This is a genomic window from Micromonospora foliorum (assembly GCF_022229015.1).
In the GTDB taxonomy this organism is placed as follows: Bacteria; Actinomycetota; Actinomycetes; order Mycobacteriales; family Micromonosporaceae; genus Micromonospora; species Micromonospora foliorum.
Window position 1 is genome coordinate 23,725 of record NZ_JAKKFF010000198.1, and the last position, 22,150, is coordinate 45,874.

Here is a 22,150-nt window from a genome sequence, read left to right on the forward strand (position 1 = left end):
TGTCCCTTTCGAGGGGCGCCTTCCGTTTCGGTGCGAGAGGTCTGGCCGCGACGGTCCGGCCGCGCGTCAGCCGGTGAACAGCTTCGCCGCGGTGATGGCGGTCTGGACGATGCCGTACCCGAGTAGCACCGCCACCAGCAGCCACGACAACCAGAGCCGCCCGGTCTGGCTGCCGACGCGCGGCGGCGCGGGCGGCTGGCTGTCCCGCCCGAGAGCGACCGGGTCGGTGACGGTGGCCTTCGCCACGGGCGAGGTCGGCCCTCGGTTCGGCTCGTGGAACCGCTCGGGCACGGAACGGACCAGCAGGTTCGCGATGAACCCGATGGCGAGGATGCCGACCATGGTGAAGAGGGCGGGCCGGTACGCCGCCGCGGTGAGGGTGCCGGGCTTGCCCTGGGTGTCGAGGATCCCGTTGACGATCAGCGGGCCGGCAACGCCCGCAGCCGACCAGGCGGTCAGGATCCGGCCGTGGATGGCCCCGACCTGGAAGGTGCCGAACAGGTCACGCAGGTAGGCGGGCATGGTGGCGAAGCCGCCGCCGTAGAAGGAGATGATCGCGGCGGCGATCAGCACGAAGACCGCGGTCGCGGAGTGGCCGGCCACGGCGAGCAACAGGTACAGCACCATGCCGACGCCGAGGTAGACCATGTATATGGGCTTGCGACCGATCAGGTCGGACGTCGTGGACCAGACGAACCGCCCAGCCATGTTGAACAGCGACAGCACTCCCACGAAACCGGCCGCCGCCGTCACCGAGACCGTGGTGGCGGTCCCGTTGTCCCGGAAGAAGTCCTGGATCATCGGGCTTGCCTGTTCCAGGATGCCGATGCCCGCGGTGACGTTGCAGAACAGCACGATCCACAGCAACCAGAACGACCGGGTACGCACGGCGTTCGACGCGGACACGCTCGCCGTTGTCACCAGAGGCCGGGCGGCGACGCTCGCGGGATCGAACCCGGCGGGCCGCCAGTCCGGCGCCGGAACCCGGACGTTGAACGGGCCGAACATCATGATCACGAAATAGCCGATGCCGAACGTGACGAAGAGCGCCACGAGCGCATGTCCCGACGCGACGGCGGCCGGGTTGCTGGGGTTGTAGCCGGAGTCGTAGAGGGAGAGCAGTTGGCGCGCGAGCGGGCCGGCGACCAGGGCGCCGCCGCCGAACCCCATGATGGCCAACCCGGTGGCGAGGCCCGGGCGGTCCGGGAACCACTTGATCAGCGTGGAGACGGGCGAGATGTAGCCGATGCCGAGCCCGATGCCGCCGATGACGCCGTATCCGAGGTAGAGGAGCCAGAGTTGGTGGGTCGCGATGCCGAGTGCGCCGACCAGGAACCCGACGGCCCAGAAGCAGGCGGAGACGAACATCGCCCGGCGCGGTCCGTTGCGCTCCACCCAACGGCCACCCACCGCCGCGGACGAACCCAGCATGACGATGGCGATACTGAAGATCGCCCCGATCGCCGTCTGGCTGACGTCGAAGTGCGCGATGAGGGAGTTCTTGTAGACGCTCGTCGCGTAGACCTGGCCGATGCAAACGTGCACGGCCAGTGCCGCGGTCGGGATGAGCCAGCGGCTGTATCCCGGGGGAGCGACCGTGTGCCGGGGATCGAAGACCGACAGCATGGGCATCGTCCACACCTCCTGCGGCTGAGTAGCCGCGACGTTGCCGAGCTGTCCGACCCGGCAGGTGGCCGAGCGGCGCCGCCGCGGTGGCGGCCCGGCGCACGTCTGGCGTCAGCCGATAACCGGCTCCCACTCACGTTACGTGGCAGCCGGTTCACGCCATGCTGTTACCAAAAAACGCGGGCACGGAGACATCAGGTGGGCGACATGACCCGCGACCCTAGACGGAGACTGACGGATCCGGTCGTCCGGTGCGGGGCACGGCGCCGGTGGTCTCCAGGATGAGCGCGGCGACCAGGTCCGGGTCGTCGCTCATCGGCACGTGCCCGCAACGGGGCAGCGTCACCACCCGTGCCGCCGGCAGGCCCGCCCGGGCGCGCTCGGCCTGGTGGACGCCGAAGATCCGGTCACAGTCGCCCCAGCCGATGGTCACCGGCACCGTGGCGTCGGACAGCCGCAGGCAGTCGAAGCGGTAGTCGCGAGCGGCTCGGGCCACGGCGTTGAAGCCGAGCCCGCGTCGCAGGGCGAGCGCGTCGCCCAACGCGCGCTCAACGTCCAGCAGCGTCGGGCGGGCCATCAGCGGCGCGAAACACAACGCCCGAAGGTACGCCGAGCGCAGCGCGACCCGCATGATCGTGGTGGGCAGGTACGAGTTGGCCCGCAGCGTCCGGAGGATGGCCAGCGCCCGGCGGCGCTCCGCCGGGGTGAAGAAGCCGGCGGGGGAGAAGGCGGTGGCCGAGGCGACCGCCCCGGTGGCGGCAAGCTCCAGGGCGATCGCCCCACCGAGGCTGTAGCCGGCGACGTGCGGACGCTCCAGCCCCCACTCGGTCAGGGCCGGCAGGACCCCGGCCACGGTGGCGGCCATGTCGGCGGGCATGCCGATGCCGGGCACCGGAGAGTTCCCGAATCCCGGCAGGTCGAGCGCGATCACCTCGTGGTGGGCGGTGAGCCGGTCGAACACCGGCTCCCACGCCTGATGACGGTGACCGATGCCGTGGATGAGCACGAGCGGCTCTCCGCTGCCCGCACGTCGGTGATGAATGCTCATGACTGCCCTCCCACCGACGTCCTGCCGAAGGAACGCCCGAGCTGGCGTACCTCGTCTTCCATCTGGCCGACCATGCTCTGGCCACCGAAGCGGGTGACCAACGCGTCGGAGAGGCCGCTGAGCACCACCGGCCGCAGCGCCTGCACCATGGCCAGCGACCGTGGCACGTACACCTTGCGTTTGCGGCGCTCGATGCCGCGCAGCAGGGCTTCGACGCACTGCTCGACGGGTACGACGGTGGACAGCGGCCACGGCAACCGGCGCAGCGCGGTGCGGAACGATGGCAGGTCGGCACGGATGTCGCGGACCAGGTCGGTGTCGATCCAGATCGGATGCGCCGTGCCGACGGTGACGCCGTGGGGGCGGGTCTCCAGGCGCAGCACGTTGGCGAACTGCTCCACACCCGCCTTGGACGCGCAGTAGGCGGCCATGCCGGGCATCGCCGTGAAAGCGGCAGCCGACGAGACGATCAGGACGTGGCCACGAGCGGCGGTGACATGGGGCAGCGCCGCGCTGACCGTACGGATCGCGCCGCAGAGGTTCACCTCGACGGTACGGACCAGCGCGTCGACCGGTCCCACGGCGACGGTGCCGAGGTTCGCGATGCCCGCGTTGGCCACGACAACGTCGATGCCACCGAAGCGGTCCACAGTGGAGGTAACCGCGGCGTCCAACGCCGCCTGGTCGGTGACGTCACACTCGTACCAGTGCGCGTCGAGGTCGGCGCTGAGCTGCTTGAGCAGATCGCCTTCCAGACCGACGAGGGCGACCCGGGCCCCTCGGGCGACGGCCTCGCGGGCCAGCCGCGCCCCGATGCCGCGCGCCGCGCCGGTGATGAGCAGGGTCTTGCCCGCCAGGTCATACCGCATCGGCGTGCTCCCGCTCCGGCTCGTTGGGGGTGCTGTCGGTCGAGGCGATCTGGTAGTCGGTCGGGCGGAACCGACGCAGCCGCATCCGGAAGCTGGTGGCGAAGCCCGGCCAGATGGTGGTGTTCCGGCCGGTGGCGTCGAGGTACCAGCTCGAACAGCCGGTCTGCCAGACGGTGCCGGCCATCTTCTGGTCGATCCGCTCGGTCCAACGTCGTTGCGCCTGCGCGGTGGGCTCGATGGCCGGGATGCCCCTGGCCCGCATGTGCCGCAGGGCCGCGAGCACCAGATGCAGCTGCGCCTCGATCATCAGCACCACCGAGGTGTGCCCGAGCCCGGTGTTCGGGCCGAGCAGGAAGAACAGGTTGGGAAAGCCGGCGATGGTCGTGCCCTGGTACGCGCGCATGCTGGGGGTCCACTCGTCGCCCAGGCTGCGCCCGCCCCGACCGTGGATGCGTCGTACGACGGGGGAGTCGGTGACGTGGAAGCCGGTCCCGAGGATGATCGTGTCCGCCCGGTGGTGGACGTCGTCGTCGGTGACGAGGCCGTCCGGCACGATCCGGGCGATGCCGGCGGTGACCACGTCGACGTTCGGTCGGGTCAGCGACGGCCAGTAGTCGTTGGAGATCAGCACCCGCTTGCAGCCCATCGCGTACCGGGGGGTGAGCTTGTCCCGCAGGTGCGGGTCGGGAACCTGCCGCCGCAGCGTACGCAGGGACAGGCGCGAGGCGAGGCGGTTGACCGCCGGGTGCAGGAAGCCCAGGCCCATGCTCTCGCGTACCAGATAGAGCCCTGCCCGGGCGGCCCGCTGCGCGCCGGGCACGGCGCGGAACGCGGCCTGCTCGACCCCGCTGATCCGGCGTGACAACCTCGGCATGATCCAGGCGGGGGTGCGCTGGAAGAGCGTCAGTTTCTCGACCGTCGGCTGGATCTGTGGCACGAACTGGACTGCCGAGGCGCCGGTGCCGATCACCGCGACGCGCCGGCCGGTCAGGTCGTGGTCGTGCTGCCAACGGGCCGAGTGGAACACCGTGCCGGCGAACTCGTCGATCCCGGGCAGGTCGGGGATGGCCGGGTCGCTGAGCGGGCCGGCGGCACAGATCAGCACCCGGGCGCTGTGGTCGCCGCCGGAGGTGCGCAACAGCCAGCGTTGGCGCTGCTCGTCCCACCTCGCCTCGCGCACCTCGTGGCGCAACCGCAATCTCGGGCGGATCCCGAAGCGGTCGACGCAGCCACGCAGGTAGTCCCAGATCTCCGGCTGGCTGGAAAACGTGTTCGACCAGCGGGGGTTGGGGGCGAAGGAGAACGAGTAGAGGTGCGACGGGACATCGCAGGCGCAGCCCGGGTAGCTGTTGTCACGCCAGGTGCCGCCCACGTCCGCACCCCGGTCGAAGACGAGAAAGTCGGTGAAACCGGCCCGCTGTAGGCGGATCGCGGCGCCCAGGCCACCGAACCCGGCGCCGATGATGGCAACGTCTGTCTCCATTCACTCCTCCGTGAGCTCGGGCGCGGAAGTCGGGTCGGCCACGGGCGGCCAGGGCGGATCGCCCACGCCGGTGACCCGTACGCCGCCCCACGGATCGACCTCGGCCAGTCGGGCCGCCCGGACGCGGTCGGCGATGCGCAACTCGACGTCGCGCCGGCCGGAGCGCAGCAGGTGGGCCACCCGTGGCTCGGGCTCGATCCGCCCGCCCCAGTGGAAGCGGCCGTCGACCGACTCCCACCGGCCGCTGAGGTGCACCCGGACCGAGGTGCCCTCGACACCCGCCGGGCCGTGGTAGCTCACGGCACGATCCGTTCGTGGGCGCGGGTGAGCTCGTGCGGCAGGTCGGCGCTGGCCCGCACCCCCTCGATGCCGCTCCACAGCAGAGCGGTCAGGTAGTCGGTGAGGGCGGCCCGGCTGATCGGCTGGCCGTGCGTGGTCCACCAGTCGCCGACCGCCTGCACGAAACCCACCAGGCCGTACGCCCAGGGCTCGGCGGGACCGGCGTCCAGGCCCAGTGTGCGTAGCCGGTCGCCGATCACCCGGGCGAGCCCGGCGGCCACCTGCCGGCTGGTGCCGGCGATCACCTGGTGGATGCCGGGGTCGCCGGACTGGTGCATCAGGAACCGGTAGAGCCTCGGCTCCGACTCGATCACGCCCAGGTAGGCGTCGATCGTCGCCTCGACCAGGCCACGTTCCTCGCGGACCTGTTCGACGGCGGGCGCGATGGTGTCGACCATCCGGGCCGCCACCACCTCGCTGACCGCGACCCAGAGCTGTGACTTGTCGGCGAAGTAGCGGTACAGAACGGGCTTGCTGACGCCGGCGGCGGCAGCCACCTGTTCCATGTCGACCTCCGGGCCGTGCCGCAGCAGCGCCTGCACGGCGGCCCCGACCAGCTCCTGCCGTCGTTGCTCACGATGGTCTGCCCAACGGTCTCGGCGGCCGTTGCCCTTCGGCTTCGGACTGCCGTCGGGGGGCGTGGCCGACGGGTCGGACGCATTGACATCAGTGAGCGGCAATTGCATGCTACTACTCGTAACGGTTACTGGTCGTCACGTCAATATGGAGGAGCCATGGAGGCGACGGAAACAGGGCGTGCGGCGGTCGCCGAGCGACTGCTCGCGTCCTCGCTGCGGACCAGCTACGACCCCACCGTCGAGATCGACTGGGAGGCACCGCACACCCCTGGCGCCTACTGGCTCCCACCACGGCGCAGCAGCCTCTACGGCACGCCGCTGTGGGAGCAGCTCACCGAGGAGCAGCGCGTCGAGCTCACCAAGCACGAGGTGGCCAGCGCGGCCAGCGCCGGGCTGTGGTTCGAGACGATCCTCATGCAGATGCTGATCCGGGAGTACTACCGCGCCGACCCGACCAGCCGGCAGGCCCAGTACGCGTTGACCGAGGTTGCCGACGAGTGCCGGCACTCCATCATGTTCGGCCGGCTGATCGAGGCCATGGGTTGTCCGGTCTACCGCGCGAGCACCGTCGACCACCACCTCGGGCGCTTCCTGAAGGCCACCGCCAGTGGTCCCCGGATGTACGCCGCGATCCTCATCGCGGAGGAGATCCTCGACGCGTTCCAGCGCGAGATCATGGCGGACGAGTCGCTCCAGCCGCTCATCCGGATGGTCTCCCGCATCCACGTGGTGGAGGAGGCACGACACGTCCGGTTCGCCCGCGAGGAGTTGGCCGCCGCCGTCGCGGCCACCGGCCCGGTGGGCATGGCGTACGCCCGACTGTTGGTCGGTCGCGCCGCCCACACGATCGCCAACCGCCTGGTCCATCCCGACGCGTACGCGGCGGTGGGCATTCCGCCGGCGGTCGGCCGCGCCGCCGCCCGGGCCAATCCGCACTGGCGTGCCACCCTCCGCTGGTCGGCGGCGCGGGTGCACGCCAACCTGGCGGGCGTTGGCCTGGTGGCCGGGCCGGGTCGTCTGCTGTGGGCCCGCGCCGGGCTGATCTGACCCGTTGTCCCTCGACGGAGCGACATCGGGCAGCCGTCGTGGTCAGGCCCGCTCGACCCGCGCCTGCTGGTGATCGGTCAGGCGCAGCCCCACCCCGCGGACGACATCGATGGTGGCTCCGGTGCCCAGGTCGTGCAGCTTGCGGCGCAGCCGCTTCACCAGTGACTGCACGTCCGCCTTGCGTTCGCGCCCCTCGTCACCCCAGACCGACCGGTGCAACTCGGCGTAGCTCCAGACCCGGGCCGGCTCGGTGATCAGGCAGGTCAGCAGGTCGTGCTCCAGGCGGGTGAGGTCGATCTCGCGTTCTCCGCAACGGGCGCTGGAGCGGGCCGAGTCGATCACCAGCGCGGCGACCGGCGCCGGTGCGGACGGGGCGACGATCTGCTGCGGAGCGGCGATCAGCCGGCGCAACTCGTCGAGGTCGGAGACCAGCAGCAGCGGCGCGATGCCGTCCAGAAGCTCCGCGAGCCGGATGCGCTCGGCCGGCGACGGGGTCACCGCGATCAGCAGTGGGAACGGCTCGTCGGCCGAGTCACCCCTGTTCACCGTTGCCTCGTCCTCGGCCACCGCACCACCCGGGATCGATGGGCATCCCTGCCCAGCTCTCGTCACGGTCCTGACAATGATTGGCAAGCGCGCCGCCAGCCAGGGCAACTCTTAGCGACAAGTTGCTCACGGCAAGTTCTTGATCGTCCGTTCTTCTCGATCATAGTGTCCACTCGGGCAACCGGCGTGACCCGCGCGGTGCATGGGGAGGTCCACCATGGCCCATCACACCCTGGGTCGTTCTGAGGGAGGCAGCACCGATGTTCAGACGTCCACAATGGCGGCGCGCAGCCAGATCACTGGTGAGCGCCGGCGCGGCGACGGTCCTCGCCGCGACATGCTTGGCCACTATCAGCTCGGGCGCGCAGGCAGCGCCGGGCGGTGCGATGGGGGCGGGCGCCCCGACCGGGGACAAGATCCGACCGGAGCTCACCAAGCAGCTCCAGGCCAAGAGTGAAGGGGACTTCTGGATCCGGTTCAAGGACCGGGCGGACCTGAGCAAGGCCAGCGCCATCAAGGACTGGTCGAAGCGTGGCACGGCGGTGGCGGACGCGCTGCGCAAGACCGCCGCCGCGAGCCAGGGCAAGATCCGGGCCGACCTCGACAGCTCGGGCACCAGGTACCAGACCTTCTGGGCCACCAACGCCATCAAGGTGAACAGCGGTTCCCTGGCGATGGCGCAGAAGTTCGCCGGGCACTCGGAGGTCGAGGGCCTCTACGCGCCGGTCGCGTACAAGGTGCCGGAGACGACCAAGGGCACCGACGAGAAGACCGTGAACGCCCTGGAGTGGGGCATCGCCAACATCAACGCCGACGACGTCTGGTCCCAGTACGGCGTCAAGGGCGAGGGCATCACCATCGCGAACATCGACACCGGGGTGCAGTTCAACCACCCGGCGCTGGTGAACTCCTACCGCGGCAACAACGGTGACGGGACGTTCGACCACAACTACAACTGGTTCAACGCCGCCAACGCCACCGGGGCCTGCGCCACCGCCCCGTGCGACGGCGACGGCCACGGTACGCACACGATGGGCACCATGGCCGGCTCCGACGGCGCGAACCAGATCGGTGTCGCCCCCGGGGTCAAGTGGATCGCGGCGAACGGTTGCTGCCCCAGTGACGCCGCTCTGGTCGAATCCGGTCAGTGGATGCTCGAGCCGCTGGACCTCAACGGTCAGAACGCGGACGCGAGCAAGCGACCCAACATCATCAACAACTCGTGGGGCACCCGCGACCCGTCCAACGAGCCGTTCATGGAGGACGTGACGGACGCCTGGGCCGCCTCCGGGATCTTCGGCACCTGGTCCAACGGCAACAGCGGGCCGGCCTGCCAGACCAGTGGCTCGCCGGGCAGCCTCGTCAGCAACTACTCGACCGGCGCGTACGACGTCAACAACAACGTCGCCGGCTTCTCCTCCCGCGGCGCCGGTCAGAACGGCGAGATCAAGCCCAACATCTCGGCGCCGGGTGTGAACGTCCGGTCGAGCATCCCGGGCAACGCCTACGGCAGCATCAGCGGCACCTCGATGGCGGCACCGCACCTGGCGGGCGCGATCGCGCTGCTGTACTCGGCGGCACCGTCGCTGGTCGGTGACGTCAACGCGACCCGTGCGCTGCTCAACGGCGCCGCGGTCGACAAGGCCGACGACCAGTGTGGTGGCACCGCGGCCGACAACAACGTCTACGGCGAAGGCCGACTGGACGCCCTCGCGTTGCTCAACGCCGCCCCGACCGGCGACATCGGCACGCTGACCGGCACGGTCACCGACGCGACCTCCGGCGCCCCGGTCGCCGGCGCGACCCTGACGCTCACCGGCCCGTCCGAGCGTGAGCTGACCACCGGTGCCGACGGTAAGTTCTCGACCCAGCTCCCCACCGGCGACTACCAGGTCGCCGTCGCGGCGTTCGGGTACGCCAGCACCACCAGGACGGCAACGGTCACCAAGGGCGCGACCACGACGCTCGCCGTCGCCCTCACGGCGGTGCCGAGTGTCAACGTCACCGGGGCGGTCACCGACGGCTCCGGCCACGGCTGGCCGTTGTACGCGAAGGTGACCGTGACGGGTGTGTCCGGTGTCTACGACTACACCACCCCGTCGAACGGCCGCTACAGCATCAAGCTGCCGGCTGGGCAGACGTACACCCTGAAGTACGAGCCGCAGTACCCGGGTTACCAGACCGTCACCAAGGAGGTCGTGGTCGGCTCGGGCAACGCCACCGCCAACGTCGCCGTGCCGGTGGACACCACCCTCTGCACCACCGCGCCCGGATACACGACCGGCTCCGACGGTGAGTACGAGACCTTCGACGCCACGACCACGCCGGCCGGCTGGACCGTCGTGGACAACGCGGGCAGCGGTCAGGTCTGGAAGTTCACCGACGACGGCGACCGGGGCAACCTGACCGGCGGCACCGGCAACTTCGCGATGATCGACAGCGACGCCTACGGAGCGGGCACCAGCCAGGACACCTCCCTGGTCAGCCCGGTGGTCGACCTGACCAGCGTCACGGCCCCGGTCATCCGCTTCAACCAGGACTTCAACCAGCTCAACGACGACACCGCCGACGTCGACCTGAGCATCGACGGCGGTGCCACCTGGACCAACGTGCTCCGGCAGGAGACCGACGTCCGGGGACCGAAGCTGACCGAGATCCCGATCCCGCAGGCGGCCGGCAAGGCGCAGGTGCAGGTGCGGTTCCACTACTACGACGCCTCGTACGAGTGGTGGTGGGAGGTCGACAACGTCCTGATCGGCAGCCAGGTCACCTGCGTGCCGGTCGACGGCGGTCTGGTCGTCGGCAACGTCCGCGACAAGAACGACGACAGCTACGTCAACGGCGCGACCGTCACCAGCAACGACCGGCCCGCCGAGAAGGCCGTCACCGTGGCGACCCCGGACGACCCGGGGCTGGCCGACGGCTTCTACTGGATCTACTCGTCGCTGACCGGCGAGCACCCGTTCACGGCGACCGCCGGCAACTACGTCAGCCAGACCAAGCCTGTCGACGTCGAGGCCGACTGGGCGACCACCGCGAACTTCCAACTCGCGGCCGGGCGGCTGTCGGTGACGCCGACGCAGTTGAGCGCGACGCTCCAGATGCCCAGCGGCAAGACCAGCAAGACGTTCACGGTGACCAACACCGGCGGCGCGCCGGTCGAGGTCAAGTTCGGTGAGCGGGACAACGGATTCGAACTCCTGCGGGCGGACGGCTCCACGGTCACCCGGCAGCAGGTGCTCGGGTCCAGCGGCGCGCCGGAGCAGCGGCTCACCGTACCGACGTCGTTCGCCGCCAAGGCGTCCGGCAAGGAGGCCAAGGCCACCGCCGCGGCGGCCGGCCCGCAGGCGGCGCCGTGGACCGACATCGCCAACTACCCGGCCACGATCATGGACAACCGGGTGGTGAACCTGGACGGCAAGGTGTATTCGCTCGGTGGCGGCGACGGTGAGGCCTCCACCACCAAGAACTACGCCTACGACCCGGCCGCGCAGACCTGGACGGCGATCGCCGACCTTCCCGGCGCGCGCAACGCCCTGACCGCGGGCGTGGTGAACGGCAAGATCATTGTCACCGGTGGCTGGGCCGACGCCGGCCCGGACTCCGCCACCTGGTCGTACGACCCGGGGGCCAACACCTGGACGGAGCTGGCCGACAACCCGGCGCCGCGGGCCGCGGCCGGCCAGGCCGTCGTCGACGGCAAGCTGTACGCGGTCGGTGGCTGCACGACGGCGGCCTGCCTGCCGATGTCGAACAGCGTCGTCCGGTACGACCCCACCAGTGACACCTGGGAGACGATGGCCAACTACCCGAAGTCGGTGGCCTTCGCCTCCTGCGGCGGGATCGACGGCGTCCTCTACTGCACCGGCGGCAACGACGGTTCCGCCGCGCAGAAGTCCAGCTACGCCTTCGACCCGGGTGCCAACACGTGGACCGCCATCGCCGACGCGCCGGCCGACAACTGGGCCAGCTCGTACGCCGTCGCCAGCGGCAAGCTCCTCGTCGTGGGTGGTTCGCAGGGTGGGGCCATCAGCAACGCCGGCTTCGCCTTCGACCCGGCCGCCGGTTCGTGGTCCAACCTGCCCAACGCCAACACCGCGCGGTACCGCGGCGGCGCGGCGTGCGGCTTCTACAAGATCGGCGGATCGTCCGGCAGCTTCAACGCGGCTCCGGACAGCGAGGTGCTCCCGGGCTTCGAGGGATGCTCCGAGTCGGCGGCCGACGTCAGCTGGATGACCATCGACAAGTCGGCGGTCACCCTCGCACCGGGCGCGAAGGTCACGGTCACCGTCGGTCTGACGGCGAACGTGGACCAGCCGGGCACCTACTCCGGCGCGGTCGCGATCTCCGAGAACACCCCGTACTCGGTGGCGCCGGTCGCGGTGACCATGACCGTGAACCCCCCGAAGACCTGGGGCAAGCTCATGGGTACGGTCACCGGCACCAGCTGCCAGGGTGCGACCTCGCCGCTCACCGGCGCGGTCGTGCAGGTCGACTCGTGGGCGGCGTCGTACACCTTCGCCACCGATGCCGAGGGCAAGTACGCCTACTGGGTGGACCGCCGCAACAACCCGCTCACGATGATCGTGGCCAAGGACGGCTGGAAGCCGCAGACCCGTCAGACGAGGATCGACACCGCCACTCCCACGGTGGAGAACTTCGGGTTGGCGCCCATCCGGTGCTGACGCCTGAGCGCTAGCCGAAGACGTCCGGGTGGTCAGACGGGAGCGAGTCGGAAGCCGACGCCGCGCACCGAGTGGATCGTCGCCGCGGCGTTGAGCCTGGCGAGCTTGCCGCGCACCCGGCGGATCACCGAGTGCATGTCGGAGCCCCGGCCGAGGTGCCGGTTGCCCCAGACCTCAAGGTGCAGCCGCTCGTAGGTCCAGACCTGCCCGGGCGCGTGCACCAGGCAGAGCAGGACGTCGTGCTCCAACCGGGTCAGGTCGATCTCCTGGTCGCGCCACCGCAGCACCCGGCGGTCGGAGTCGACGGCCAGATCCGGTGGCGGTGGCTGCGGGATCGGCGTCACCTCGGCGAGCGCCGCCCTGGTCGGGGGAGTCGGGACGGGCGGTGCCTCGACCACCCCGAGGAACTCTCGTGCCTGGTCGACGGTCGAGACGATCAGGAAGGCGTCACTGCCGCCGAGCAGCCGGGCCAGATGTCGTCGCTCGGCCGGCGATGATGCGATGCCGATGACCAGGCTGGCGACTGGAACTCCCTGCATTTACCAACACCTTCCGGTTCCCCAACTCACTCCGGATGGATTTTTCGCGCCGCCGACCGAAACATCGATCGGCGTCCTGACCCTAGTGGTGGCTGATCTCGGCTGGGTTAAACATCGCCGCATGTAAGCATGTGAATCCCGCCGTGCCGTCCAGGCCCACCCGGTCCCACCGCCGACGATCCGCTTTTCCGGAAGCGGTGTGGGTGGTTGTGACAGAACCAAGACAATTCGAGGACGGGGTACGGACCTGCCGGGGCGAGCATGGTCGCCATGTCCATCGGATCGTCGTACTCCGTCGGGCGGTCGACGCCCGGTCCGGCGCGACCGCTGCCCCACGCCCGCGCGGCGGTGCCGCTGGGGCTTCAGCTGCTCGCGGTGGCGCTGTGCGGTCTGTTCGCCCTGGTCCTCACCGCCGCCGTCTTCGTGCGGACGTACCCCGGGCAGTGGCTGGACGGGGTGCTCCTGCCGCGCGCCGAGCGGGGCGGAGGGTACGAGCAGCAGACCGTGCTGGTCGGCCCGGCCCGGAGCGTGCTGGCCACCTTCGGCAGCCCGACCCTCATCGCGGCCCTGCTCGGCGTGGTGCTGCTGGTGGGTGTGCTCCGCCGACGGTTGGTGGCCGGGGTCGTCGGCGTGGGCCTGGTCGTCTGCGTGGTGCTGGTGGCCGGCGCGGTGAAGTCGGCGCTGCCCCGCCCGGAGTTGCAGATCGAGAGTTCCACCACCCACAACAGCTTCCCCAGCGGCCATGTCGCGGCGGCGACCGCCCTGCTGCTGGCGTTCATGCTGGTCCTGCCCGGGTGGGCCCGACGGTGGCTGGCGGTGCCGGGCGCGGTGGCCGTCTCCGTGATCGCCTCCGCCACGATGATCGCGGGCTGGCACCGGTTCAGCGACGTGCTCGGTGGCGTACTGCTGGGGGTGACCCTGTTCTGCCTGGCCGCGGCCGCGTTGGCGGCCTGGCCCGGCGACCGCCACGCGGCCGGCGGGTCGGACGGCGGAGGCCTCTGGCGCCGGCTGGCCGAGACGGGAGTCGGGCTGGTCGTGCTGGTCTGGGCGCTGGTGGTGGTCGTACCCGGTCTGGCCGCGTCGGTGCAGCGCGGTTTGCTGGTGGCCATCGTGGCCACGGCCGCAGCGGCGATGTTCCTGGTGGGCGCGGTGGTGTTCCTGGTGCGTTCGACGGATTTCGCGGCGCGGTTCGGCACGGGGAGCCCCGAGCGGTCGCAGCCATCGACCGAATTCCGAAATATCTCATGATGGGATACTTGACGACATGTCCCAGGTGCTGTTGATCGAAGACCACCAGACGGTGCGCGACGGACTGCAGTTGGCGCTCACCCGACAGGGCCACACGGTGCACGCCGTGGGGACCGGTGAGCAGGGGTTGGAGCGGTTGCGCAGCACCCCGTCCGACGTCGTGGTCCTCGATCTCATGCTGCCGGGGATGGACGGGTTCGAGGTCTGCCGCCGGATCCGGCAGCTCGGGGACCTGCCGATCATCATGCTCACGGCCCGCAACGACGACATGGACGTGGTGGCGGGCCTGGAGGCCGGCGCCGACGACTACGTGGTCAAGCCCGTGCAGGCCCGGGTCCTCGAGGCGCGCATCCGCGCGGTGCTGCGACGGACCGGTGCCGAGACGCGGCGCGGCGGCGACCGGGCCGGCCCGGAACAGCACGGCGCGTTGACCATCGACCGGGCCGCACTGGTGGTCAGCAAGGACGGGACGCCGGTCAGCCTCGCCCCGACGGAGCTGCGGCTGCTGCTCGAACTCTCGCACACGCCGGGCCAGGTGCTCAGCCGCCAGCAACTGCTGGAGGCCGTGTGGGAGCACGGGTATCTCGGCGACTCGCGACTCGTGGACGCGTGCGTCCAGCGGGTACGCGCCAAGATCGAGGCCGATTCGTCGGCGCCGGTCTTCATCCAGACCGTGCGTGGTTTCGGATACCGGTTCGGGCCGCTGTGACACTGTGGCGCCGGATCGGCGCGCGGGTCTCGGGTCTACGGGTCCGGCTCGTGCTGGCGTTCGCGCTGCTGGGCGTGACGACGACGGTGGCCGTGGCCAGTGGCAGCTACTTCCAGGCTCGGACCGTCATCCTGCAGCAGGCGCAGGACGCGGCGGTGATGTCGCTGACCGAGCAGCTCACGAAGATCTACCCGATCGCCCAGCTTCCGCCGACCCAGGACGATCTTGAGCTGTTGGCTCAGCGCCTCAGCGACCGGGAGAGCTTCGCGGTGGTCGTCTACCGGGACCTGCGGGCACAGGGCGGCTCCGAAGCCGCCGACCCGCTCACCCCCGAGCTGCGGCAGAAGGTCCGCGACGGTCGCATCGCCTGGCAACGTGTGTCACTCGCCGGAGAGCCCGCGCTGCTCATCGGCACCCAGTTGGCGCTCGACCGCCCGGACGGCACGTCCCGCCCGTCCGGGGTGGAGGTCTACTCGGTGCGCAATCTCGTGCCCGAGCAGCAGAGCATCGACCGGCTCGCCACCAGGGCGTGGCTGACCGGCGGCCTGTCCCTGGTCCTCGCCGTCCTGCTGGCCCTGCTGTCCGCCCGCGGAGTCCTGCGACCCGTTCGCGACCTGGGCCGGGCGGCGCGCCGCCTCGGTGAGGGGGACCTGACCACCCGGCTGAGGGTCCGGGGCGCCGACGAGCTGGCCGATGTCGCGCGGACCTTCAACGACACAGCCGGCACGCTGGAGCGGCAGGTCGGCGAGCTGCGCCGGTTGGAATCCGACGCCCGCCGCTTCGTGGCGGACGTCTCGCACGAACTCCGTACGCCGTTGGCCGCGATGACGGCGGTCACCGACGTGCTCGACGAGGAGGCGGAACACCTGCCCGGGGATGCGGGCCGGGCGGCCCGGCTGGTCAGCCAGGAGACGCAGAACCTCACCCACCTGGTCAACGACCTCATCGAGATCAGCAGGTTCGACTCCGGCACCGCGCGGCTCGCCCTGGACGACGTGGACGTGGCCGCGGCGGTGACCGCGACCCTGCGGATCCGCGGCTGGCTGGACCGGGTACGAACGGAGCTGCCACCCGGCGTCGTGGCCCGACTCGACCCCCGCCGGCTGGACGTCATCGTCGCCAACCTGGTCGGCAACGCCTTCCGGCACGGTGCCGAGCCGGTGTCGGTGCGCCTGGGCGCCGACCCGGACTGGGTCACCGTCGAGGTGGCCGACCGGGGGCCGGGACTGGACCCGGAGGTGTTGCCGCACGTCTTCGACCGCCTCTACAAGGCCGACACCGCGCGGACCCGCTCCGAGGGCAGCGGCCTCGGCCTCGCCATCTCCTGGGAGAACGCGCGCCTGCACCGCCACGGCGAGCGACGGGGGAGTCTCGTCGCGGGCAACGGCGCCCACGGCGGCGCGGTGTTCACCCTCCGCCTGCCCCGCGACACGGCCGACACCGGAGGTGCCCGGTGACCGGCCGGCGGACCGGCCGCGCGCTGCTCGCCGGCGGGCTGCTTCTGACGCTGCTCACGGCGGGCTGTGGGGTACGACCCAGCGCCGTCATCATCGGTCGCCCGCCGATCAGCGGCCGCGCCCAGGGCACCTGGCTCTACCTGCTCGCGCAGGGCGAACTGGTGCTGGTCCTCCGCCCGGCCCCGACGGACCCGTCGCCCGCCGCCGCGCTCGCGCTGCTCGCGGCCGGTCCGCAGGAGAACGAACGCGACCAGGGTTTCACCAGCGACGTTCCGGCCGGGCTCGGCCCGGTGACGGTGACGGAGGGAACCGGTCAGTCCGGTGACCTCACGGTGCGGACGGACGCCGCCGCGCACGTGTTGTCAGCGCACGCGGTCGACCAGATCATCTGCACCGCGGTCGCCGCCGCGGCGCAGGTCAGCGCCGCGAACACCGCCACCACCGTCACCGTCGTCGGGCCGGACGGCGCCCGGGGGCCTCGGGCATGCCCGATGAGGTGACCGGGCACCGACTCACACCAGCTGGTCGACCGCCCGTTCCGGCCGGGACGACCCGCTGTGGCGAACGCGGTCCCCGTCTACCAACGCGCCGGCGATCAGGATGTCGATCAGTGCGGCGAACTCGATGCCGGCCTGCTGCCAGATCTGCGGAAACTGTGACGCGGCGGTGAAACCGGGGAACGTGTTGACCTCGTTCACGATGGGCTCGGTCGACCCCTCGGTGGGCAGGAAGAAGTCGACCCGCAGCAGCCCGCGGCAGTCGAGGGCCTCGAAGGCGCGGATCGCCCGGTCCTGCAGCACCTCGGTGGTCGCCGCGTCGAGCGGGGCGGGAATCTGGAAGATCGCCCCGCCGTCGTACTTCGCGTCATAGTCGAAGAAGCCGGCACCGGTCACCCGGATCTCCAGCGGCGGCCCGGCCTGCACCCGGCCGTCCGGGTGTTGCAGGACGGCCACGTCGATCTCGCGCCCCCGCGCCCCCTGCTCGACGAGCACCTTCGGGTCGACCTGGCGGGCCTGCTCCAGCGCGGCGGGAACCCCGGCCCACTCGTCCACCTTGACCACGCCCAGGCTCGACCCGGCCCGGGCCGGCTTGACGAAGACCGGCAGCTCCAGTCGGCGCTGGTCATCGGGGGACAGGTCCTCCCCGGGACGCAGGGTCACCCCCGGGCTGACCCGCAGGCCCTCCGCCGCGAGGAGCCGCTTGGTGACCCCCTTGTCCATGCCGGCGGCGCTGGCGAAGACGCCGTTGCCGACGTACGGCACGCCGAGCCATTCCAGCAGCGACGACACGATGCCGTCCTCGCCGTACGGGCCGTGCAGGGCCGGGAACACCACATCCTGGGCGCGCAGGACGCGCAACGCCGCGGGGAGGGGTGTCGGCCGGCCGTCGACGTGCCACCCGCCGTCGCGGTCGATGAGCACCTCGGTGACCTCGTACCGCTCACGGTCCAGGTGGGCGAGGATGCTCGCCGCCGAGCGGCAGGACACCTCGTGCTCGCCGCTCTGCCCGCCGTACAGCACTGCCAGTCGGGTTGTCATGAATTCCGTGCCCTTCCGTGGAGGTGCTCGCGGGCCACCCGGGCCCCGATGCCGGTCAAGATCTCGTGTGGGTTGGTGCCGGCCCAACGGGCCCACTCGACGACCGTCGGAGGGCCCTGGTCACCCTCGGCCGGGCCGAACACGACGACCGGGTCGCCGATCGTCACGGGAAGATCCGCGGCGTCGACCACGCACTGGTCCATGGCGATGCGCCCGACGATCGGGCACCGCCGACCGGCCAGCCACACCGAGGCGCGGCCACCCGCGGCCCGGGGCAGCCCGTCGGCGTAGCCGAGCGGCAGCAGCGCCAGCGTGGTCGGTGCGCCGGTCACGTGCTCGGGCCCGTAGGAGACGCCCGTGCCGGCCGGCACCCGCTTGACGTTGACCACACTGGTCCGCAGGGTCATCGCGGGGCGCAACCCGAACTCGCCCGGACCGCTCGCGCCGAACGGGTCCACACCGTAGAGGGCGACCCCGATCCGGCAGAGGTCGAAGCGGGTCTGCGGCGCGGAGAGCGCCGCCGCCGAGTTGGCCAGGTGGACGAGATCGGGGTCCAGACCAGCCGACCGTGCGATCCGCAGCGCCTCCTCGAAGACCGCCACCTGCCGGGTGAGCGCGGGGGCGCCCGGCAGGTCGGCGTCGGCGAGGTGGGACCACACCCCGCGCACCCGGATCCCGCCCTCCCGCTCGTACTTTCGGGCCCAATTGACCAATTCGGGCCAGTCGTCCCCGGCGGCCCCGTTGCGGGACAACCCGGTGTCCGCCTTGAGCTGCACCATCGCCGGTACGCCGAGCAGACGGGCCGCGTCGGCGACGGCGTGCAGGTGCGTCGTGGTGGACACGCCGACGTCCACGTCACCCTTGATCAACATACCGAAGTCGTCATCCGGGCCGTGCAGCCAGCTCAACGTGGGCGCGGTCACACCCGCCTCGCGGAGGGTCAGCGCCTCGGTTGTCGAGGTCACCCCCAACCAGGCGGCGCCGGCGCGGAGCGCGGCCCGGGCCACCTGCACCGCGCCGTGGCCGAACCCGTCGGCCTTCACCACGGCCATCAGTCCGGTGCCGGTGACCGACGCGATCGTCCGCACGTTGGCGGCAATCGCGTCGAGGTCGACCAGGGCTTCGGCGAGGGCGCTCATCCGGCCGCCCCCATCCGACGCGTGCCGGGGAGCGCGAACAGCCAGCCGGCGCGAACCGCCAGCAGCCCGCGGTGGACGGCCAGGCTCAGGCCGATCACCAGGCCGGTCAGCAGAATGGGATAACCGAGGACAATCAGGCCCTGAGCGGACCGACCCAGCCCGGAAACCGGTACGAGCAACAGCCGGTGCAGCAGGGCCAGGACCGGCATGTGTATGACGTAGATCGGCAGGGTGATGCGGCCGAGCCTAGCCAGGGGTTTGCTGAGCGCCGACCACCGGGCCAGCCGAGAAGCGGCGGTTATGCCGAAGATCACTGCCACCACGGAGACCGCCGTCCATACCCCGAACCACTGCTGGGCGCCGGCCACCGCCATCGCGGCGAGCGCCAGGACATAGGCGCCCGAGGTCAGCACCAGCCTGCGGCGGCTGGCGTTGCCGGCCCACTGCTGGATCTGCGGCCGCAGGTACAGGCCGGCGAGGAAGAAGAGCAGGTTCTGGTAGAGACCGGCGCGGTTGCCCGGGGTGTCGAGCAGGCCGGCCGCGGCGACGGCGGACAACGCGGCGGCGGGGACCAGGACCAGCGCCCGGGGCACCCGACGGGTCGCCTTGGCGATCGTGAAGTACAGCGCCAGGGCGTACAGGTACCAGAGGTTGGACGGCGTGACGGTGAGCTGCTCCAGCAGGCCGACAGCCGAGGTGGCACGGTCGGTCGGCAGTTCCGGCGCGGCGGCGAGGACCACGGTGTGGATCAGCAGCCAGACGGCGTACAGGTAGAGGAACCCGGCGATCCGGCTGCGGGCGACCACTCGCCACGGTCGCTGGGCGGCGTTCGCCGCGAACACGCCCGAGATGGTGAAGAACAGCGGCATCCGCAACGGAAGGAACTGCTCACCCAGCGTCCCCCAGAGGCCCGGCATTGGTACGCCGACGTGCCAGTCGATCTGGAGATAGTCCTTCACGACGACGTGCCACAGGACGACGAGGATGATGCAGACGCCCTTCGCGGCATCGGCCCACTCGGCCCGCTGTGGTCGTCCCACGGCGGGGGCGGGCATGGTCCGGTGACGGGATCGGACGCGCGTCGCGCCCGGGCCCAGGTCGGCGGGCCGGGACTCGGTCAGCTGTTGGATCACCCACCGAAAGCTGCCAGCCGGATATCCGCACGTGATCCACGAATTGTCATGGTCCGGTAATGGCCGTCGCCGGACCCGATTCGTCGGCGGTTCCAAGCCGCTGTCGGCGGACGCCGGCGGCACTAGGCTCGTTGCGGAGGTGCCGAACATGAAACTCGGGCTGCACTACTGGAACTACTCGACCCCGGCCGACCCGGCCGCGATCGCACCGACCCTGGCGCAGACGGCGACCACCGCCGAGCAGGCCGGCGTCGCGTCGTTCACGGTGATGGACCACTTCTTCCAGATGGACGCGGTGTTCGCGGCCGAGGAACCGATGCTGGAGGCGTACACCACGCTGGGCTACGTCGCGGCGACGACTCAGCGGATGACGCTGGGCGTGCTGGTCACCGGCGTCATGTACCGCTATCCGGGGTTGCTCGCCAAGACCGTGACGACCCTCGACGTGCTCTCCGGCGGCCGGGCCCGTCTCGGCATCGGCGCCTCCTGGTACGAGCGGGAGCAGCTCGGGCTGGGTGTGCCGGTCGTCCCGGTGGCCGAGCGGTTCGAGCGGTTGGAGGAGACGCTGCGCATCTGCCGGCAGATGTGGAGTGCCGACGACGGCCCGTTCAACGGCAAGCACTACCAGCTCGCCGAGACCATCAACTCGCCGCAGCCGTTGAGCCGCCCGCACCCGCCCATCATGATCGGTGGCGGCGGTGAGAAGAAGACACTGCTGCTGGTGGCCCGGTATGCCGACGCCTGCAACCTGTTCGGCCGCGGCGGCATCGACGACGTCGCGCGCAAGCTGGAGGTGTTGCGCGCGCACTGCGCGGCCGAGGGCCGCGACTACGACACCATCGAGAAGACGGTGGTCGCCTCCCAGGCGCCGCTGGACGACACCGACGCGTTCCTCGCCGAGGTGTCCGAGTACGCCGCGCTCGGGGTGAGCGAGGTGCAGGTGACGCCGGATCGGCACCCGGTCGAGTTCGCCCAGCGACTCGGCGACGAGGTGCTGCCCCGGTTGGCCGACATCGGCTGATTCCGCCGCGACTGGTGCGGGTGCCATCGTGAACAAAAGGCCAATTCCTGGCGGCTCAACGGTGCGCCCGCACCGTCTTCGGCTCCACATTCGACGTTCCCGGTAGGGATGAGCCGAATCACATACGGTGGTTCGATTCGACTGCCGGAAATTGTTCGGCGACAAGCCAGGTAGCCTCTCCGGGTGTCGCAGATGTTACCGCTTCTTGTTACCGATCGGTATGACGTCGTCGAGCTCATCGGCCAGGGCGGAATGGGTCGAGTGTGGAAAGCCCGCGACCGAATGCTGCAACGGGACGTCGCCATCAAGGAAATCGTTCCGCCGCCCGGCCTGACCGATGAGGCGCGACAGGAATTGCGGGTCCGGTCACTTCGAGAGGCCCGGGCAATCGCGCGGCTCGACCACGTCAACGTCGTCCGGGTCTTCGATGTGCTGTTGAGTGCCGACGGCGACCCGCAGATCGTGATGGAGTACGTGCCGTCCCGTTCGCTGCACGACACCATCACCACCGATGGCCCCGTCCCGCCGGTACGGGCGGCCGAGATCGGGCTGGCCGTGCTCGGTGCGCTGCGCGCCGCCCACCGCGCCGGGATCATGCACCGCGACGTCAAACCGGCCAACATCCTCGTCGGCGTGGACGGCCGCATCGTGCTCACCGACTTCGGCCTGGCCACCGCCGTCGAGGACGTGAACCTGACCCTCAGCGGTGTGGTGCTCGGCTCGCCCGCGTACGTCTCTCCCGAGCGGGCCATGCGGGGCACCGTGGGTCCGGAGGGAGATTTCTGGTCGCTCGGCGCGACCCTGTACGCCGCCGTCGAGGGCCAGTCGCCGTACGCTCGGCCGTCGAGTCTGATGAGTCTCACCGCGCTGGTCACCGAGCCACCGCCCGTGGCGCGACGCGCGGGACCGCTCGCGCCGGTGCTGGCCGGTCTGCTGCGCAAGGACCCGGCCGAGCGGATGGACGCCGACGTGGCCGAACAGTTGCTCCGGGCGGCGCTGGACGGCACACCCCGGCCGCCCATCGCGGTGACGTGGCGTCCGGCGCCCGCCGCGCCCGCGCCACCGGCGATCACCGCCCATCCGACCGACGCGCCCCACGTACCCCGGTCGTCGGCCCCCGTGGCGGCGGATCGACGACCGGGGTA

General features: G+C 70.9%; 19 protein-coding genes. 8 read left to right on the top strand and 11 right to left on the bottom strand.

Annotation, left to right across the window (positions count from 1 at the left end; translation table 11 throughout):
- Positions 1-66 precede the first annotated feature (66 nt).
- The 6 genes from PSH25_RS15785 to PSH25_RS15810 form a co-directional block, all read right to left on the bottom strand.
- Positions 67-1,626, bottom strand: a complete 1,560-nt coding sequence (locus PSH25_RS15785) for an OFA family MFS transporter (RefSeq protein WP_238659830.1) — start codon at positions 1,624-1,626, stop codon at positions 67-69.
- 220 nt (positions 1,627-1,846) lie between these two features.
- A complete protein-coding gene (locus tag PSH25_RS15790) occupies positions 1,847-2,674 on the bottom strand; it encodes an alpha/beta fold hydrolase (RefSeq protein ID WP_238659812.1) in 828 nt (275 codons plus the stop codon).
- Positions 2,671-3,543 carry an SDR family oxidoreductase gene (locus tag PSH25_RS15795; protein WP_238659813.1) on the bottom strand — a complete coding sequence of 291 codons (873 nt, stop codon included), beginning with the start codon at positions 3,541-3,543 and terminating at the stop codon, positions 2,671-2,673. The genes PSH25_RS15790 and PSH25_RS15795 overlap by 4 nt, the downstream gene beginning before the upstream one ends.
- Positions 3,533-5,026: a flavin-containing monooxygenase gene (locus PSH25_RS15800; protein ID WP_238659814.1), complete on the bottom strand. Its 1,494-nt coding sequence runs from the start codon at positions 5,024-5,026 to the stop codon at positions 3,533-3,535. Before PSH25_RS15800 ends, PSH25_RS15795 begins: the two co-directional genes overlap by 11 nt.
- Positions 5,027-5,326 carry a DUF4873 domain-containing protein gene (locus PSH25_RS15805; RefSeq protein ID WP_238659815.1) on the bottom strand — a complete coding sequence of 100 codons (300 nt, stop codon included), beginning with the start codon at positions 5,324-5,326 and terminating at the stop codon, positions 5,027-5,029.
- Positions 5,323-6,051, bottom strand: coding sequence for a TetR family transcriptional regulator (locus PSH25_RS15810; protein WP_238659816.1), 729 nt, complete (start codon positions 6,049-6,051; stop codon positions 5,323-5,325). Before PSH25_RS15810 ends, PSH25_RS15805 begins: the two co-directional genes overlap by 4 nt.
- A gap of 48 nt (positions 6,052-6,099) precedes the next feature.
- Between PSH25_RS15810 and PSH25_RS15815 the strand changes: the two genes are divergently transcribed.
- A complete protein-coding gene (locus PSH25_RS15815) occupies positions 6,100-6,990 on the top strand; it encodes an AurF N-oxygenase family protein (RefSeq protein ID WP_238659817.1) in 891 nt (296 codons plus the stop codon).
- Between the two features lie 42 nt (positions 6,991-7,032).
- On the opposite strand, the gene PSH25_RS15820 is transcribed toward PSH25_RS15815, so the two are convergent.
- Positions 7,033-7,557 (bottom strand): winged helix-turn-helix domain-containing protein, encoded by a 525-nt coding sequence (locus PSH25_RS15820; RefSeq protein WP_238659818.1) that lies wholly within the window; start codon positions 7,555-7,557, stop codon positions 7,033-7,035.
- A gap of 365 nt (positions 7,558-7,922) precedes the next feature.
- Between PSH25_RS15820 and PSH25_RS15825 the strand changes: the two genes are divergently transcribed.
- On the top strand, positions 7,923-12,221 hold the full coding sequence (locus tag PSH25_RS15825) for a S8 family serine peptidase (RefSeq protein ID WP_238659819.1): 4,299 nt from the start codon (positions 7,923-7,925) through the stop codon (positions 12,219-12,221).
- Positions 12,222-12,253: 32 nt separating this feature from the next.
- Here the strand turns inward: PSH25_RS15825 and PSH25_RS15830 are convergent, their stop codons facing one another.
- Positions 12,254-12,760 carry a winged helix-turn-helix domain-containing protein gene (locus PSH25_RS15830; RefSeq protein ID WP_238659820.1) on the bottom strand — a complete coding sequence of 169 codons (507 nt, stop codon included), beginning with the start codon at positions 12,758-12,760 and terminating at the stop codon, positions 12,254-12,256.
- 270 nt (positions 12,761-13,030) lie between these two features.
- Between PSH25_RS15830 and PSH25_RS15835 the strand changes: the two genes are divergently transcribed.
- From PSH25_RS15835 to PSH25_RS15850, 4 genes are read left to right on the top strand one after another with little or no spacing between them, the layout of a single operon-like run.
- Complete coding sequence (locus PSH25_RS15835) at positions 13,031-14,008, top strand: phosphatase PAP2 family protein (RefSeq protein ID WP_238659821.1); 978 nt, start codon at positions 13,031-13,033, stop codon at positions 14,006-14,008.
- A 16-nt stretch (positions 14,009-14,024) separates the two neighbouring features.
- Positions 14,025-14,717 carry a response regulator gene (locus PSH25_RS15840; RefSeq protein WP_238659822.1) on the top strand — a complete coding sequence of 231 codons (693 nt, stop codon included), beginning with the start codon at positions 14,025-14,027 and terminating at the stop codon, positions 14,715-14,717.
- On the top strand, positions 14,714-16,174 hold the full coding sequence (locus PSH25_RS15845; protein ID WP_238659823.1) for an ATP-binding protein: 1,461 nt from the start codon (positions 14,714-14,716) through the stop codon (positions 16,172-16,174). The genes PSH25_RS15840 and PSH25_RS15845 overlap by 4 nt, the downstream gene beginning before the upstream one ends.
- Positions 16,171-16,674 carry a hypothetical protein gene (locus tag PSH25_RS15850; RefSeq protein ID WP_238659824.1) on the top strand — a complete coding sequence of 168 codons (504 nt, stop codon included), beginning with the start codon at positions 16,171-16,173 and terminating at the stop codon, positions 16,672-16,674. The genes PSH25_RS15845 and PSH25_RS15850 overlap by 4 nt, the downstream gene beginning before the upstream one ends.
- A 12-nt stretch (positions 16,675-16,686) precedes the next feature.
- Here the strand turns inward: PSH25_RS15850 and PSH25_RS15855 are convergent, their stop codons facing one another.
- Genes PSH25_RS15855 through PSH25_RS15865 form a run of 3 tightly spaced genes read right to left on the bottom strand, consistent with a single transcriptional unit; the run spans position 16,687 to position 19,891 of the window.
- Positions 16,687-17,712, bottom strand: a complete 1,026-nt coding sequence (locus PSH25_RS15855) for a D-alanine--D-alanine ligase family protein (protein WP_238659825.1) — start codon at positions 17,710-17,712, stop codon at positions 16,687-16,689.
- On the bottom strand, positions 17,709-18,851 hold the full coding sequence (gene alr, locus PSH25_RS15860) for an alanine racemase (protein ID WP_238659826.1): 1,143 nt from the start codon (positions 18,849-18,851) through the stop codon (positions 17,709-17,711). The genes PSH25_RS15855 and alr overlap by 4 nt, the downstream gene beginning before the upstream one ends.
- Positions 18,848-19,891: an acyltransferase family protein gene (locus PSH25_RS15865; protein WP_238659827.1), complete on the bottom strand. Its 1,044-nt coding sequence runs from the start codon at positions 19,889-19,891 to the stop codon at positions 18,848-18,850. Before PSH25_RS15865 ends, alr begins: the two co-directional genes overlap by 4 nt.
- A 241-nt stretch (positions 19,892-20,132) precedes the next feature.
- Between PSH25_RS15865 and PSH25_RS15870 the strand changes: the two genes are divergently transcribed.
- Both PSH25_RS15870 and PSH25_RS15875 read left to right on the top strand, forming a co-directional pair.
- Entirely contained in the window at positions 20,133-21,005 is an 873-nt protein-coding gene (locus PSH25_RS15870; RefSeq protein WP_238659828.1) for an LLM class F420-dependent oxidoreductase, read from the top strand.
- A 183-nt stretch (positions 21,006-21,188) separates the two neighbouring features.
- Positions 21,189-22,150, top strand: a 962-nt coding sequence (locus PSH25_RS15875; RefSeq protein ID WP_238659829.1) for a serine/threonine-protein kinase, incomplete at its 3' end; no start/stop codon positions are given.

Coding starts and splice junctions, on each gene's coding strand:
- PSH25_RS15795 (WP_238659813.1), bottom strand. CDS start 3,543: ATGCGGTATGACCTGGCGGGCAAGACCCTGCTCATCACCGGCGCGGCG.
- PSH25_RS15855 (WP_238659825.1), bottom strand. CDS start 17,712: ATGACAACCCGACTGGCAGTGCTGTACGGCGGGCAGAGCGGCGAGCAC.
- PSH25_RS15835 (WP_238659821.1), top strand. CDS start 13,031: ATGTCCATCGGATCGTCGTACTCCGTCGGGCGGTCGACGCCCGGTCCG.
- PSH25_RS15790 (WP_238659812.1), bottom strand. CDS start 2,674: ATGAGCATTCATCACCGACGTGCGGGCAGCGGAGAGCCGCTCGTGCTC.
- PSH25_RS15800 (WP_238659814.1), bottom strand. CDS start 5,026: ATGGAGACAGACGTTGCCATCATCGGCGCCGGGTTCGGTGGCCTGGGC.
- PSH25_RS15810 (WP_238659816.1), bottom strand. CDS start 6,051: ATGCAATTGCCGCTCACTGATGTCAATGCGTCCGACCCGTCGGCCACG.
- PSH25_RS15830 (WP_238659820.1), bottom strand. CDS start 12,760: ATGCAGGGAGTTCCAGTCGCCAGCCTGGTCATCGGCATCGCATCATCG.
- PSH25_RS15840 (WP_238659822.1), top strand. CDS start 14,025: ATGTCCCAGGTGCTGTTGATCGAAGACCACCAGACGGTGCGCGACGGA.
- PSH25_RS15870 (WP_238659828.1), top strand. CDS start 20,133: ATGAAACTCGGGCTGCACTACTGGAACTACTCGACCCCGGCCGACCCG.
- PSH25_RS15815 (WP_238659817.1), top strand. CDS start 6,100: ATGGAGGCGACGGAAACAGGGCGTGCGGCGGTCGCCGAGCGACTGCTC.
- alr (WP_238659826.1), bottom strand. CDS start 18,851: ATGAGCGCCCTCGCCGAAGCCCTGGTCGACCTCGACGCGATTGCCGCC.
- PSH25_RS15825 (WP_238659819.1), top strand. CDS start 7,923: ATGGGGGCGGGCGCCCCGACCGGGGACAAGATCCGACCGGAGCTCACC.
- PSH25_RS15785 (WP_238659830.1), bottom strand. CDS start 1,626: ATGCTGTCGGTCTTCGATCCCCGGCACACGGTCGCTCCCCCGGGATAC.